The organism is Roseovarius sp. Pro17 (assembly GCF_035599575.1).
In the GTDB taxonomy this organism is placed as follows: Bacteria; Pseudomonadota; Alphaproteobacteria; order Rhodobacterales; family Rhodobacteraceae; genus Roseovarius.
This window is the reverse complement of record NZ_CP141179.1, coordinates 1,633,718-1,647,934: the sequence shown is the minus strand read 5'-3', so window position 1 is coordinate 1,647,934 and position 14,217 is coordinate 1,633,718. Positions and strand designations below refer to the sequence as shown.

The window sequence follows — 14,217 nt, the reverse complement described above, 5'->3', positions numbered from 1 at the left end:
TCCAAGTGTCTGTAGTTTTCATTTGCGCGATGGGCTGAATTTAACCTTGGATTAACCTGCGCTTGGCAAACTTGCGTTAACGGAGATCCATGATGAAATCACTCTGCCTCACCTTGTTTGCCTGCCTATGGGCTGCGGTCGCCCACGCCGATTTCGCCGAATGCCTAGGGATTGTCGATGAGGCCGCCCGCCTCACATGCTACGACGACGTAAACGGCTATCAGTCGCCCAAGGATGAGAGCGCGCCGGTGGCGGATCCCGGCGCATGGACGGTCAAATCTGAATTTTCAAAGATCGACGATTCCGCAAACGTTTTCATGATGCTACAAAGTAAAGATGAGACGAACTGCCGATACAAGACCGGCACGCATACTTTGATGATTGCCTGCCGTGAGAACACCACCAGCATGTGGATCACCTTTGGCGGATGTTTCATGTCCAGCATTCAGGGCAAGGGCCGGGTTACTTATCGGCTGGACGGCGACCCGGCTCAGAAAGCCCGCTTTCGCGAAAGCAATGACAACATGGCCTTGGGGCTGTGGAACGGCGGCAGCGCAATTCCTTTTCTCAAGCGCCTTTTGGGCCATGACCGCCTGTTGGTTCGCGCCACACCGTTTTCCGACAGCACCGTGACTGGCGAATACGACATCAAAGGTATCGACACGGCGATCGCGCCGCTGCGCGAGGCTTGTAACTGGTAGGTGGCAAAGGCGGGCGGGCAGGCTGCCCCACCCGCCCAACGCAAGGTTTTAGAAAAACGCCTGCAGTCCGGTTTGCGCACGCCCCAAGATCAGCGCGTGTACGTCATGCGTCCCCTCGTAGGTATTTACCGTCTCGAGGTTCATCATGTGGCGAATGACCTGAAATTCCTCGGAAATTCCGTTTCCGCCATGCATGTCGCGCGACATGCGCGCAATATCCAACGCCTTGCCGCAATTGTTGCGCTTGATAAGGCTGATCATCTCGGGCGCCGCATTGGCCTGATCCATCAGACGACCCACCCGCAGAGCGGCCTGAAGGCCCAGCGTAATTTCGGTCTGCATGTTTGCCAGCTTCAACTGATAGAGTTGCGTCTGTGCTAAAGGCTTGCGGAATTGGTGGCGATCAAGGCCGTATTGCCGCGCGCCGTGCCAACAGAACTCGGCAGAGCCCATGACGCCCCAAGCGATGCCATAGCGGGCACGGTTCAGACAGCCGAACGGCCCTTTCAAACCCTCAACATTGGGCAGCAGAGCATCCTCGCCGACCTCCACACCCTTCATCACGATCTCGCCGGTGACGGAGGCGCGCAAGGATTGCTTGCCCTCAATCTTGGGGGCTGACAGTCCGTTCATGCCCTTTTCCAGAACAAAACCGCGGATCTTGCCGTCATGCGCGTCGGACTTTGCCCAAACGATGAAAACGTCCGCGATGGGGCTGTTTGAAATCCACATCTTGTTGCCGGTCAGGCGGTAACCGCCGTCGATCTTTTCGGCGCGCGTTTTCATACCGGACGGATCGCTGCCCGCGTCAGGCTCGGTCAGGCCGAAACAGCCGATCAACTCGCCCGTCGATAGCTTGGGCAGATATTTCTGGCGCTGCTCCTCGGTGCCGTATGCATAGATCGGATACATTACCAGCGACGACTGCACGCTCATCATTGAGCGGTAGCCGCTATCGACGCGCTCAATCTCGCGCGCGACGAGGCCGTAGCTGACATAGCCCGCGCCCAGCCCGCCATATTCCTCGGGAATGGTCGTGCCCAGCAGGCCCATCTCGCCCATTTCGGTGAAAAGCTCGGGGGTGACTGCCTCTTCGGCATAGGCCTTGATCACGCGCGGTTGCAGCTTTTCCTGCGCGAAGTTGCGCGCGCTCTGCGCGATCATCCGCTCGTCTTCCTCAAGCTGATCGTCGAGGCGGAACGGGTCCTGCCAGTCGAAATTGGCCAGATCGGGGGCGTCTTTGGGTTTGATGGAGGGGGCGTCGAGGCTCATGGCACTACCTTTCATGAGTTTTTCATGGGATCTACTTGCAATATAATCTCTGCTTACGCAGAAGAATACCAAGTCTTTTGGCAAAACCCATGAGGAAACGGAATAGATGGCCCTGCCCCGCCGATTTTTGCCCTCCATAGCCAGTCTGCGTGCACTTGAGGCGCTGGACCGGCTAGGCAGCGCGACGGCCGCTGCCGAGGCTCTGGCGCTGACACAGAGCGCGATCAGTCGCCAGATACAGGCGCTGGAGCAGCAGTTGGGCGTGACGCTGATCGTGCGCGATGGGCGGCGCATTGCGCTAACGCCGGACGCGGTGCAGTACGCCGCCGAAGTGCGCGCGGCGCTGAGCCAAATCGCGCAGGCGTCGATGAAATTGGCGGTCAATCCGTCAGGCGGCGCGCTGAACCTCGCCATCTTGCCGACTTTCGGGATGCGCTGGCTGGTGCCGCGCCTGCCCGATTTTGCGCGAACTCACCCAGAAATTACGCTGAACTTGTCAACGCGGGTAAAGACATTCAACTTTGCCTTAGAACCATTTGATGCTGCTATACAATTTGGTGACGCGGATTGGCCCGACACATCGTCAATGCGGCTGCGTGGGGAGGCGGTGATCGCCGTCTGCGCGCCCGAAATTCTTGCTGCGCACCAGCCGCGCTGCGCTGCCGACGTGCTGAACCTGCCCCTAATGCATATCGAGACGCGCCCCGATGCGTGGCGCGCGTGGTTTTCCGCCCAAGGCGTCGATGCGCCGCGCGTTGCAGGTACGATCTATGATCAGTTCGCGACCATCACGCAGGCCGCGCTGCATGGGCTGGGCGTGGCGCTTTTGCCTGAATATCTGGCCGAGGGCGATTTGGCGGCCGGGCGGCTGGTTCCGGCGTGGGGCGGGGCGACGCCCAGTCCTGGCGCGTACTACCTCATCTGGCCCGACTCCAAGGCGCACGATGGCGCGTTGTCCAAGTTCCGGGACTGGCTGGTAACCCAAACCGGCGGAGAGGATCTGTTGCCGCGCTAGCAGAATTCGAACGGTGTTCGCTTAGTCGAGCGTCACTAATCCGGCGCGAAAGCGGCGCATGTTCTGCTGGTAGTGCAGCGCGCTTTTGCGCAGGCCCTCTATCGCGGCTGCGTCGAGGCTGCGCACGACCTTGCCCGGCGCACCCATCACCAGCGAGCCGTCCGCAATATCCTTGCCTTCGGTGATCAGCGCCCCTGCTCCGATCAGGCAATCGCGCCCGATACGCGCGCCGTTCAGCACTGTGGCACCCATCCCGATCAAGGAATTTTCACCGATCGTGCAGCCATGCAGCATCGCCTTGTGCCCGATGGTGCAGCCCGCGCCGATCGTCAGCGGGTGGCCCATATCGGTGTGCAGCACGCAGTTTTCCTGGATGTTGGTGCCCGCGCCGACATGAATCACCTCGTTGTCGCCGCGCAAGGTGCATCCGAACCAGACCGACGCGCCCCCCTCCAGCACGACGCGGCCTATGACATGCGCGCCGGGCGCAATCCAGAAATCCCCGTCCTTGGGTGTCTCGGGCGCATGCCCGTCCAGAGAATAAAGCGTCATTTGCGGTCCTCGAATTCCATTTGCAAGTTGCGCACATGCTCAGTCAGGGCAGGCTGCTGGATACGGCGCAGGCGGGCGGCGGCGATGATCTGCTTGAGCGACGCATCGGTGGCGTCCAGATCATCATTGGTCAGTACGTAGTCATATTCGGCCCAATGGCTGATCTCGTCCCAGCTTTTCTGCATCCGCTTGGCGATCACTTCGCCGCTGTCCTGACCGCGCGATTCCAGCCGACGGCGCAGTTCGGCGATGGAGGGCGGGAGGATAAAGATCGACAGCGTATGTTTGCCAAGGTCAGAGTTCTGGATCTGCTGAGCGCCCTGCCAATCGATGTCGAACAGCACGTCGCGGCCCTGATTTATCGCCGCCTCGACCGGATCCTTGGGCGAGCCGTAGAGATTGCCGAAAACATACGCATGTTCCAGCATCTGCCCCTCGTTGACGTGACGTTTAAAGTCATCGACGCCGAGGAAATAATAATCCTTCCCGTCGACTTCGCCCTCACGCGGCGCGCGTGTTGTGGCCGAGACGGAAAACGCGACGTTTTCGTCCCATTCGCGCAATCGTCGTGACAGCGTCGATTTGCCCGCGCCCGAGGGCGATGACAGGATGATCAAAAGGCCGCGCCGCTCTGCCATGGTCTAGTCCTTATTCCACATTCTGCACCTGTTCGCGCAGTTGATCGACGGCTGCCTTCAGCTCCAGTCCGATGGCGGTCAGCGGGGCCGAGCCTGCCTTGGAGCAGAGCGTATTGGCCTCGCGGTTGAATTCTTGCGCGAGGAAATCCAGCTTGCGGCCCACGGGCGCGCCACTGGCCAGCAGATCCTGCGCAGCGCCGACATGCGCGCCGAGGCGGTCGATCTCTTCGGTGATGTCGGCTTTGACGGCTATCAACGCCAGTTCCTGCGCGATGCGGGCAGGATCAGCGCCATCCGCGCCGTCCATGACGCGCGCGAGGGCCGCCTTCAGCGCGTCTGCAGCCTCGGGGCGGCGGGCGTCGGCGGCGCTAGTAGCGGCGAAGGTCAGGCGCTCAATCTCCGCCAGATGGGCGGTCAGAAGGGTGTGCAGCGCCGCGCCCTCATGGGCGCGCATGGCGATGAAATCGGCCAGAACCACCTCGAAATCCTCTAAAAGCGCGGTTCTAAGCGGGGCGCTATCCTCGTCGGCATCGACAGTTTCCAACACACCGCGTACGGCCAGCACATCGCCGGGACGCGCGGGCGCCAGCGATAGGCCCCGCTCCATCGCGCGCGCCTCGACCTCGGCCATGGCATCCAGTGCCGCGTCGAGCTGTGCGGCATTGACGCGCGTGCGTCCACCCGCCTCGTCGGCCTTTACGCGTAGGCCCAGCGTCACGTTTCCGCGTGCCAGTGCATCCGAGAGCCGCGCGCGCAAGGCCGCTTCCAGCCCGGCGATCCAGTCAGGTACGCGCAGGCGCAGATCCAGCCCCTTGCCGTTGACGCTGCGCAGCTCCCACGTCCAGGAATAGGCGCCCAAAGCGCCGCGTCCGGCGGCGAAGGCGGTCATGGATTTCACATCTGGACCCGGCTGCATACGCCCTCCTCACGCGAGTATCTGAGTGGCCATTGTCCTAAGCCCTCAGCCACCGCGAGGCAAGACGCGCGCTGGTTTGGATGGGGTCCTGCCCTATAGCGCCGAACGCGTCAGTCGGCAAAGATTAACCAATTGGATTGGATTTTAGACAAATCTGACCGCATTCATGGCATAGTCGGGAAAAGCGGACTGCGCGGTTCGATTAACTGGAACCGTTACACGCCGGGCTGGTTTCTAACCCGGCAGCAGCCGCCGCTGGTACGAGTAAGGCGCTGTTATATCGCGCGAAAGGTGTAGGACATGACCAAGGATCCGACTGGCAAAGACGCAGAGCCTAACCTACGTCACCTCGCGGGCGAATCGAACGCGGCTATCGCTGCATTCGAGGCCTATTGGCACAAGATGCGTAAGGGCAAGCTGGTGCCGCGCCGCTCGGATATCGACCCGCGCGGGATCGAGCCGCTGCTGAGCAATGCCTTTATCGTCGAGCGGATCGCACCGGGTCTGGCACGGCTGCGCATCGCGGGTGGCCACCTGACCGACCTCATGGGAATGGAAGTGCGCGGAATGCCGATCAGCGCATTTATCGAGCCCGGCGCACGCGATACCTTGGCGCATCACTTGGTGCGCCTCTTCGATCAGCCCGCAACCTTGCGCCTGTCGCTGAGCGCGCCGGCCCGCCCCAGCGCCCCTGCCCTGACCGGCACGCTAGTAATGCTGCCGCTGCGCAGCGATCTCGGCGACATCTCTCGCGCGCTTGGCTGTCTGGTAAGTACCGGCAACATCGGGCGTGGACCGCGCCGGTTTGAAATTGTCGATGCCGTCGTAAACCCGCTGGATGGTGCCGCCATTCCAGACGCCAGCCCGCGCCTCATCATGGACGACCTTGGCGAAGAGGTGGTGCGGATGCCCGAGAATGGCCCCATGACTGCGTCCGAACGTCCGTATCTGCGGCTGATCAAAAGCTGAGACCATCATTTTAGGACGATTGGCAACGGGCCGCGCGGGACATCGTGCGGCCTGTTTTCGTGTCCCTCATCGCTCCGGCGCGCCCCAAGACGCAAAAATGGGCGCGCGGTTCTCCCGCACGCCCCCTTTAAGTTGCTTGTCGCGCCCGATCAGACTGCTTCGGCGCGGCGGACGTCATGCAAGGCCGACAGCTCTTCGGCGACGAGAAAGGCCAGTTCCAGCGATTGCGACGCATTGAGACGCGGATCGCACGCGGTATGGTAGCGATCGCTCAGGTTCTCGTCGGTAACGGCTGTGAGGCCGCCAATGCATTCGGTCACGTCCTGGCCGGTCATCTCGAAATGCACACCGCCGGGGATTGTACCCTCGGCCTTGTGCACGCCAAAGAACTCGCGGACCTCGCGCAGCACTGCATCAAAGGGGCGCGTTTTATAGCCCGAGGCCGACTTGATGGTGTTGCCATGCATCGGATCGCACACCCAGACTACGTTCGCGCCTTCGGCCTGAACCGTGCGGATGAGTCGCGGCAGATGTTCCGAGACTTTGCCCGCGCCGAAGCGCGCGATCAGCGTCAGGCGCCCGGCCTCGTTCTGTGGGTTCAGCTTGGCCATCAGCGCCTTGAGCTCGTCCTCGGTCATCGTTGGCCCGCATTTAAGACCGATGGGATTCAGCACACCGCTGGCGAAATTCACATGCGCACCGTCTGGCTGGCGCGTGCGATCGCCGATCCAGATCATGTGTCCGGACCCTGCCAGCCAATTGCCGGATGTCGTGTCGAGCCGCGTCAGCGCCTCTTCGTATTCCAGCAGCAGCGATTCGTGGCTGGTGTAGAAATCAACCGTCTGCAGCGCCTCGGTGCTGCCGTTGTTGATCCCCGCCGCGCGCATGAAATCCAGCGCATCGCTGATGCGGCTGGCCATTTCGCGGTAACGCTCGGCCTTTTCGCCATCAGTAAAGCTCAAGGTCCAACTGTGGACCTTGTTCATATCTGCGTAGCCCCCCTTGGAGAACGCGCGCAGAAGGTTCAGCGTGGCTGCCGACTGGGTGTAGGCCTGCAACATTTTGGCCGGGTCGGGCATGCGCGCACTCTCAGAGAACGGCAGCTCGTTGATGATATCGCCGCGATAGCTGGGCAATTCCACGCCATCGAATGTTTCCGTGGGGGCGCTGCGCGGTTTGGCGAACTGGCCCGCCATGCGGCCGACCTTGACCACCGGAACCTTGGCGCCGAACGTCAGCACCATCGCCATTTGCAGCATCACTTTGAACGTGTCGCGGATCGCATCGGCGCTGAATTGATCGAACGCCTCGGCGCAATCGCCGCCTTGAAGAAGAAACGCATCCCCGCGTGCGGCCGCGCCTAGCTGCGCCTTCAATCGGCGCGCCTCGCCCGCAAAGACCAGCGGTGGGTATTGCGACAGCCGCGCCTCGGCGCTCGCCAGCGCCTCTGTGTCGGTGTATTCCGGCATCTGCACGCGCGGCTTTGCGCGCCAGTCGGATTTTGTCCATTCAGCCATGACATCCACTCCGCCTTGGGCAATTCTGAAACGGCTCCATAGCAAAGGCGGCGGCGGTGCGCCACATGAATTATATTGCGCCGGTGATGATTCGGCGCGGAATCTATTGTCAAACCTGCTATTTTAGTGAAACACCAATTTATCGGACACGTCAGTCAAGGGGGCGCAATCATGTACCGCGATCAGCCCAGGAGGCAGGCAGGCACGCTTTCCGCTGCGCATCAAACGCCGCGCCGCTTTGTTTTTGTCCTGATCGAGAATTTTACTCTGCTCAGCTTTGCCGCCGCGATCGAATGCTTGCGCATCGCCAACCGGATGGCCGAGAAACCGCTTTATGACTGGACGGTGGTCGGCGATGGCGACGTGGTTGCCTGTTCGGCCGGGTCACGCTTTCAACTGGACGGCCCCTTGGGCGAGTTGGGCCGCGACGACACGGTTCTGATCTGCGGCGGGGTTGATATCCAGCAAGCCTCGACCAAGAAGTTGCTGAACTGGTTGCGCCGCGAGGCGCGCCGTGGGCTCAAGATGGGCGGGCTCTGCACCGCATCCTACCTGATGGCGCGCGCTGGTCTGCTGGATGGCAAGCGCGCGACGATCCATTGGGAGAACCACGACAGCTTTGCCGAGGAGTTTCCCGAGGTCGCGCTGACCAAGTCGGTCTTTACCATCGACGGCACGCGCATGACAACGGCGGGCGGCACCTCATCCATCGATCTCATGCTCAGCATAATTGCGCAGGACCATGACGAAAAGCTGGCCAATGCCGTGGCAGATCAGCTGATATATTCCTCGATCCGCACTGATCAGGACACTCAGCGTCTGTCGGTGCCGACCCGCATCGGAGTTCGCCATCCCAAGTTGAGCCAGGTCATCCAGATGATGGAGGCCAACATCGAAGAGCCGATCAGCCCGTCGATACTGGCGCGCGATGCGGGCATGTCGACCCGCCAGCTCGAGCGTCTTTTTCGTCGCTATCTTAGCCGCTCGCCCAAGCGGTACTACATGGAGCTGCGTCTGCAAAAGGCGCGTAACCTTTTGATGCAAACCGATATGACGGTGATCAACGTGGCGCTGGCTTGTGGGTTCTCATCGCCCTCGCATTTTTCGAAATGCTACCGCGCGCATTACGACACCACGCCTTACCGCGAGCGCGGATCGCATTCCTCGCGGCTTTCTGTCTGAGATTTTGGTCTGATCCTCATGGCGCCATACGATAGAGCGCGCCCTGCCCTTCGCTGAGAAACCATATCGCACCATCCGGCGCCTCGCGGATGTCGCGCAGTCGCTCGGTCTCGGGGGATTGCAGGCGCTGAACCTCGTGCAAGGGATCGCCGGACAGGCGCGAAATAAAGCCGAACTTTAGCGAGCCTGTGAAACTATCCCCCTGCCATTCCGGCCAGAGCGCACCGGAATAGATCATCAGCCCCGATGGTGCGATGCTGGGATCCCAGTAGAATTCGGGCTGCTCCATCCCCGGCTTTGACGTGCCTTCACCGATTTTTGCGCCCGAATAATGCCTACCATAGGAAATCACCGGCCATCCGTAATTCGCGCCCTTGGTAATCAGGTTCACCTCGTCGCCGCCGCGTGCGCCGTGTTCACTGACATAGAGCTGCCCCGACCCGTCCAGCGCTGCACCTTGCGGATTGCGATGGCCGTAGGACCAGATTGCGGGCCGTGCGTTTGGATCGTCCAGAAACGGATTGCCCGGCGCGGGATCGCCATCGCGCGTGAGGCGCAGAACGCTGCCATTCTCGCGCGCCAGGTCCTGCGCCGAGGGCCTGTCGCCGCGTTCGCCAACCGTCATGAATAACGTGCCATCCAGCCCCTCTACCAGACGCGAACCGAAATGCCGCCCGCCGCTGCTGCCCTTGGCGATTTGGTAAATGACGCGCCATCCTTCGAGCTTATCTGACCCAACGGGAAACTGTGCGGTTGCCAGCGCCGTGCCGGCGCCATTCCCCTGCATCAAAGCATGCGTGAAATATAACTGCCGGGTCTGCAAAAAATCGCGCGGCACCAGAACGTCCAGCAGGCCGCCTTGCCCGACCTGCGCAATGGGGCCGATACCGCCAATCTCGATCTTCTGCCCATCTATTAATCGCCAAAGGCGCCCGCTTTTTTCCGTGATCAGCACGCTGTCATCGGGCAAAAAAGCAAAGGACCATGGGCCATCCAGCCCACTAACCATTTCGCGTACCGGTATAGGGCCGCTCGGCCCGTCCAATGTCTGTGCAGATAGCGGCGCGGCCAGCGCCAGTAGCGCGGCAAGAATGGGACGAAACAACATCATAGAGAATAGATAAGCCACAGGCGGCCTAAGAAAAGGTTATCGACCTTCACCAATTGTCACAAAGATCGCTCTGCAAGCTTGAAAAGCGGCAATCAGGCCCGCCGGTCGGCCATCTGCGCCACGCCCAGAACCTCCAGAACCTTTGCCTCGATCTGCGCGGCTCCGAGGCCCGCGACGGCATACATATCCGCAGGGCTGGCTTGATCCACAAAGATATCCGGCAACACCATAGAGCGGAACTTTAGCCCGTGATCGAACACGCCCTCATCGGCCAATAGCTGCGCGACATGGCTGCCGAAACCGCCGACAGCGCCCTCCTCAACAGTGATGAGCGCCTCGTGATCTTCGGCCAGTTTCAGGATCAGATCGCGATCAAGTGGCTTGGCAAAACGGGCGTCGGCGATGCTGGGCGTGATGCCGCGCGCGCTCAGCGCCTCGGCGGCCTTGCGCACTTCGCCCAGACGGGTGCCGAAACTGAGGATCGCGACGCGGCTGCCCTCGGCGATCACGCGACCCTTGCCGATCTCGAGCGGTTGGCCGCGTTCGGGCATCTCGACGCCCTCGCCCTCGCCGCGCGGATAGCGGAACGCAATCGGCCCGTCATCATGCGCCGCAGCGGTCGCTACCATGTGGACCAGCTCGGCCTCATCGGCGGCGGCCATAACGACAAAACCGGGCAGGTTCGCCAGAAATGCAATGTCGTAGCTGCCCGCATGGGTCGCGCCGTCGGCGCCGACCAGTCCCGCGCGATCAATAGCAAAGCGCACCGGCAGGCGCTGAATCGCGACGTCATGCACGACCTGGTCGTAGCCGCGCTGCAGGAAGGTCGAGTATAGCGCACAGAACGGGCGCATTCCGCCCGCAGCCAGTCCGGCGCAAAAGGTCACCGCGTGCTGCTCGGCGATGCCGACGTCGAAGGTGCGCGAAGGATAGCGCTCGGCCATGAGGTTCAGGCCGGTGCCGCCCGGCATTGCCGCTGTCACGGCAACGATGCGATCGTCGCGGCTGGCCAGATCGACCAGCGCGCGGCCAAAGACCGAGGTATAGCTGGGCGCATTGCTGGGTGGTTTGCTCTGTTTGCCGGTCGCTACGTCGAATTTCGCAGTCGCGTGTCCGCCATCATTTGCGGCCTCGGCAGGGGCGTATCCCTTGCCCTTCTTGGTCAGAACATGGATCAGCATCGGCCCTGTCGCGCGCTGGCGCACTGTGCGTAGCACCGGTAATAGTTGGTCCATATCATGGCCGTCGATTGGGCCAAGGTATGAGAACCCCAGTTCTTCGAACAGCGTGCCGCCCACGGCCAGCCCCTTGAGCATGTCCTTGGCGCGGCGGGCACCCTCCTGAAACGGTCCGGGCAGCAGGGAAACGGCGCCCTTGGCCGCCGCCTTGAGTTCCTGAAACGGCTGTTCGGCATAAAGCCGCGACAGATACGTGGATAGCGCGCCGACGGGTGGCGCGATGGACATCTCGTTATCGTTGAGGATGACGAACATCCGCTTGCCCAAGGCACCTGCATTGTTCAGCGCCTCAAAGGCCATGCCCGCGCTCATCGCGCCATCGCCGATGACCGCGACGGCATCACCGTGGCCGGTGTCACAGGCCCCGCCAAGATCGCGCGCGACGGCAAAACCAAGTGCTGCGCTGATCGACGTGCTGGAATGGGCAGCACCGAAGGGGTCATAGGGCGACTCGCTGCGCTTGGTGAAACCGCTGAGGCCGTCCTTCTGGCGTAAGGTGCTCATGCGGTCCCGTCGACCTGTCAGAATCTTGTGCGGATAGCTCTGATGGCTGACATCCCAGATGATCTTGTCGCGCGGCGCGTCGAACACGGCATGCAGCGCCACGGTCAGTTCGACCACGCCCAGACCCGCGCCCAGATGCCCGCCGGTTTTCGAGACAGATTGGATCGTCTCGGCCCGCAGCTCAGCCGCCAACTGGCCGAGTTCGGTATCACTCAGCCGTTTCATGTCGGACGGGCTGTGGATCTCGTCCAGCAGCGGCGTCTTAGGGTCGGTCGTCATGGCATTGCCCCTCCTCGGGGCGTCAGGTCAATTGTCACGCGAGATAGCGAAGCGCGCGATGCGCTGCAAGGTCGCGGCGTCCTCGCCATAAACAGATAGTGCTGCCACCGCATCGTCAACCAGCGCAGTTGCGCGCGCGCGCGCGCCGTCGAGGCCCAGCAGCGACACGAAGGTCGCCTTGCCCGCTGCCGCATCCTTGCCCACGGCCTTGCCTGCGGCGGTGGCATCGCCGGTGACGTCGATCACGTCATCGTGGATTTGGAACGCCTGCCCCATCGCGGCGGCATATCGGGTGAGCGGTGCGGGATCGGCCCCGGCCATGCGCGCGCCAGCGGCGGCACTCCATTCGAACAGCGCGCCAGTTTTGCCAGCCTGCAGCACGCTGATCTGCTCAAGGCTTAGCTGAGCGCCAGGCCGCTCAGCTGCCATATCGAGCGCCTGACCCAGCACCATGCCCTGCCCGCCTGCTGAGCGCGCTAGGGTCAGCGCCAGATCGGCGCGGATTTCAGCGTCGCCAACTTCGGGATGCGTCACCAGTTCAAACGCCAACGCCTGAAGCGCGTCGCCGGTTAGCACGGCGGTCATTTCGTCCCATTGGACATGCACAGTGGGCTGGCCGCGCCGCTCGCTGTCGTCGTCCATGCAGGGCAAATCGTCGTGGACGAGGCTATAGGCGTGCATCGCTTCAATGGCGGTCGCAGGCCAGATCGCGGCATCCTGCGACACACCATGCAAACGCGCGGACTCCAGGACGAGGCACGCGCGCAGACGCTTGCCGCCCTTGCTGGCATGGCGCATCGCCTGTGCGACGTCTCCGTCCCCAAAGGGTGCCAGCACGTGTGCCAAGTGCGCATCAATGGCCTGCTGCGCCTCGGCCAGACGCGCCTCCACGGGTCTTATAACCCTTCGACTTCTGTCGTGCCGGTCGGCTGCCCCTCGCCGTCCAGCGTGATGGCGGCCACCTTTTCCTCGGCCTCTTTCAGCTTGGCCTCACAGCGCTTCTTCAGCGCGGCACCGCGTTCATAGAGCGTGATGGATTCGTCCAGCGCGACATCGCCGCGCTCAAGGCGCCCGACCACCTGCTCCAGCTCGGCCATGGCCTGCTCGAAACTCATTTCGGCTACGGGTGTATCGCTCATATAGGGCCTCGCGGGTGTGGATTCTGCCGGATTGAGCCGCAGCATAGACGCGCCGCTACAAGGGTTCAATCGCAGCCTCTTCCATTTCAGTTGACCGCACCGCGCGCCTGCGCTTGACTGCCGCGATGACCGCAAACCTGCCTCCGATCCCTGACCTGAGTGAGATGATGCGGATCACGGCTGGGCTGAACGCTGCGCGGGCCCACGAACCGCGCCTTGCGGGGGCCGAGCCGGGCGATCTGATCCGCCATATACCGGGTAAGCGGGCGATCTTTCATGGGCAGCTGGAGGGGCGCGATGTTGTGTTCCGCATGCACCTGACGCCCGAAAAAAAAGACGCCGCGCGGCGCGAATGGGACGAAATGCAGCGCCTTTGGCCCTATATGGCGACCGGCGATCTGCGCGTACCCCAGCCGATCTGTGCCGCCCCCGCGGCGGGCGTTATCGTGCAGGAAATGGTGCCCGGCACCCCTTTGTTGGAGCTGCTCTACAGCCTCGAGCCGCCCCAGCGCATAGCGTATCTGGCCCCCGCTGCCGCATGGCTGCGCGCCAGCACGGCAATGAGCGAAGGCTGGCGCGCACCGCGGCCCGATCACTGGATTGCGCGCGCAGCGGGCGCATCGGAAAAACAGCCCTTCGCCCAGCTTCGCGCGCTCGAGCTGCGCATTCTGGCCCAGATGAAGCGCCTCGCGCCCATTGTCGCGTCCGAGCCGTGGCGCGTGGCGATATGCCATGGCGACTATCACCCGAACAACCTGATCGCGAATGGCGCGCGCCTGACCGGCATTGACCTCGGCGGCTCGCAACACCTGCCCCTGATGAAGGATATCGCGCGATTTGCCGTGCATATGGGCCGCCGCCGGTTGCGCCTTTCGGGCACGACGTGCCTTGGCGTTGATCGCGCCTGCACCGATGCTTTCGCGGGCGCCTTCGCGTTCAGCGATCTTGAACGGCGCGCTGTGCTGCCTTTTTTTCTGGCGTTCGAAGCGCTGATCCGGGTCGAAAACACAGCCCTGCCCGATTCCCGGATCACACGGGCGGAACAGATGTATCGGGGACTCTTGTGCGATCTGGAGAAAATCGGCACAGATGCCACACTGTTGTGAGGTGCGCGCTCCGGGTTGCCCTGCATTCTTGACGCAACGTCACTATGCTGTAATCGTCTTACTCGAGTACCGCGCCAA

14 protein-coding genes are annotated in these 14,217 nt (G+C 62.2%); 5 read left to right on the top strand and 9 right to left on the bottom strand.

All coding sequences use genetic code 11. The annotated features are described in order from the left end of the window. Positions 1-89 precede the first annotated feature (89 nt). Positions 90-701, top strand: coding sequence for a type VI secretion system-associated protein TagO (locus U3654_RS08005; protein WP_324754809.1), 612 nt, complete (start codon positions 90-92; stop codon positions 699-701). Between the two features lie 48 nt (positions 702-749). Here the strand turns inward: U3654_RS08005 and U3654_RS08000 are convergent, their stop codons facing one another. Beyond that, on the bottom strand, positions 750-1,973 hold the full coding sequence (locus tag U3654_RS08000; protein ID WP_324754808.1) for an acyl-CoA dehydrogenase: 1,224 nt from the start codon (positions 1,971-1,973) through the stop codon (positions 750-752). Positions 1,974-2,079: 106 nt separating this feature from the next. Here U3654_RS08000 and U3654_RS07995 point away from each other — a divergent pair, with 106 nt between their 5' ends. Beyond that, on the top strand, positions 2,080-2,988 hold the full coding sequence (locus U3654_RS07995) for a LysR family transcriptional regulator (protein WP_324754807.1): 909 nt from the start codon (positions 2,080-2,082) through the stop codon (positions 2,986-2,988). A 21-nt stretch (positions 2,989-3,009) separates the two neighbouring features. Here the strand turns inward: U3654_RS07995 and U3654_RS07990 are convergent, their stop codons facing one another. The 3 genes from U3654_RS07990 to U3654_RS07980 are packed head-to-tail and all read right to left on the bottom strand — an operon-like array spanning position 3,010 to position 5,094. Beyond that, positions 3,010-3,540, bottom strand: a complete 531-nt coding sequence (locus tag U3654_RS07990; protein WP_324754806.1) for a gamma carbonic anhydrase family protein — start codon at positions 3,538-3,540, stop codon at positions 3,010-3,012. Beyond that, the gene (gene gmk / locus U3654_RS07985; RefSeq protein WP_324754805.1) at positions 3,537-4,178 is read right to left on the bottom strand and encodes a guanylate kinase; all 642 of its coding nucleotides are present in this window, start codon (positions 4,176-4,178) and stop codon (positions 3,537-3,539) included. Before gmk ends, U3654_RS07990 begins: the two co-directional genes overlap by 4 nt. Positions 4,179-4,188: 10 nt before the next feature. Beyond that, positions 4,189-5,094, bottom strand: coding sequence for a YicC/YloC family endoribonuclease (locus tag U3654_RS07980; RefSeq protein WP_324754804.1), 906 nt, complete (start codon positions 5,092-5,094; stop codon positions 4,189-4,191). A 300-nt stretch (positions 5,095-5,394) separates the two neighbouring features. On the opposite strand from U3654_RS07980, the gene U3654_RS07975 reads away from it, so the two are divergent. Next, positions 5,395-6,063 carry a PAS domain-containing protein gene (locus U3654_RS07975; RefSeq protein WP_324754803.1) on the top strand — a complete coding sequence of 223 codons (669 nt, stop codon included), beginning with the start codon at positions 5,395-5,397 and terminating at the stop codon, positions 6,061-6,063. A 149-nt stretch (positions 6,064-6,212) separates the two neighbouring features. Here U3654_RS07975 and U3654_RS07970 read toward each other — a convergent pair whose 3' ends face one another. Then, the gene (locus tag U3654_RS07970) at positions 6,213-7,580 is read right to left on the bottom strand and encodes a class II 3-deoxy-7-phosphoheptulonate synthase (RefSeq protein ID WP_324754802.1); all 1,368 of its coding nucleotides are present in this window, start codon (positions 7,578-7,580) and stop codon (positions 6,213-6,215) included. 171 nt (positions 7,581-7,751) lie between these two features. Here U3654_RS07970 and U3654_RS07965 point away from each other — a divergent pair, with 171 nt between their 5' ends. Then, complete coding sequence (locus U3654_RS07965) at positions 7,752-8,762, top strand: GlxA family transcriptional regulator (RefSeq protein WP_324754801.1); 1,011 nt, start codon at positions 7,752-7,754, stop codon at positions 8,760-8,762. A 16-nt stretch (positions 8,763-8,778) separates the two neighbouring features. On the opposite strand, the gene U3654_RS07960 is transcribed toward U3654_RS07965, so the two are convergent. From U3654_RS07960 to U3654_RS07945, 4 genes are all read right to left on the bottom strand, one after another. After that, a complete protein-coding gene (locus U3654_RS07960) occupies positions 8,779-9,873 on the bottom strand; it encodes a PQQ-dependent sugar dehydrogenase (RefSeq protein ID WP_324754800.1) in 1,095 nt (364 codons plus the stop codon). Between the two features lie 92 nt (positions 9,874-9,965). Next, positions 9,966-11,894, bottom strand: a complete 1,929-nt coding sequence (gene dxs / locus U3654_RS07955) for a 1-deoxy-D-xylulose-5-phosphate synthase (RefSeq protein WP_324754799.1) — start codon at positions 11,892-11,894, stop codon at positions 9,966-9,968. Between the two features lie 27 nt (positions 11,895-11,921). Beyond that, positions 11,922-12,785, bottom strand: coding sequence for a polyprenyl synthetase family protein (locus tag U3654_RS07950; protein ID WP_324754798.1), 864 nt, complete (start codon positions 12,783-12,785; stop codon positions 11,922-11,924). Between the two features lie 5 nt (positions 12,786-12,790). Beyond that, positions 12,791-13,033 carry an exodeoxyribonuclease VII small subunit gene (locus U3654_RS07945; protein ID WP_324754797.1) on the bottom strand — a complete coding sequence of 81 codons (243 nt, stop codon included), beginning with the start codon at positions 13,031-13,033 and terminating at the stop codon, positions 12,791-12,793. A 125-nt stretch (positions 13,034-13,158) separates the two neighbouring features. Between U3654_RS07945 and U3654_RS07940 the strand changes: the two genes are divergently transcribed. Then, entirely contained in the window at positions 13,159-14,139 is a 981-nt protein-coding gene (locus U3654_RS07940) for an aminoglycoside phosphotransferase family protein (RefSeq protein ID WP_324754796.1), read from the top strand. Positions 14,140-14,217 lie beyond the last annotated feature (78 nt).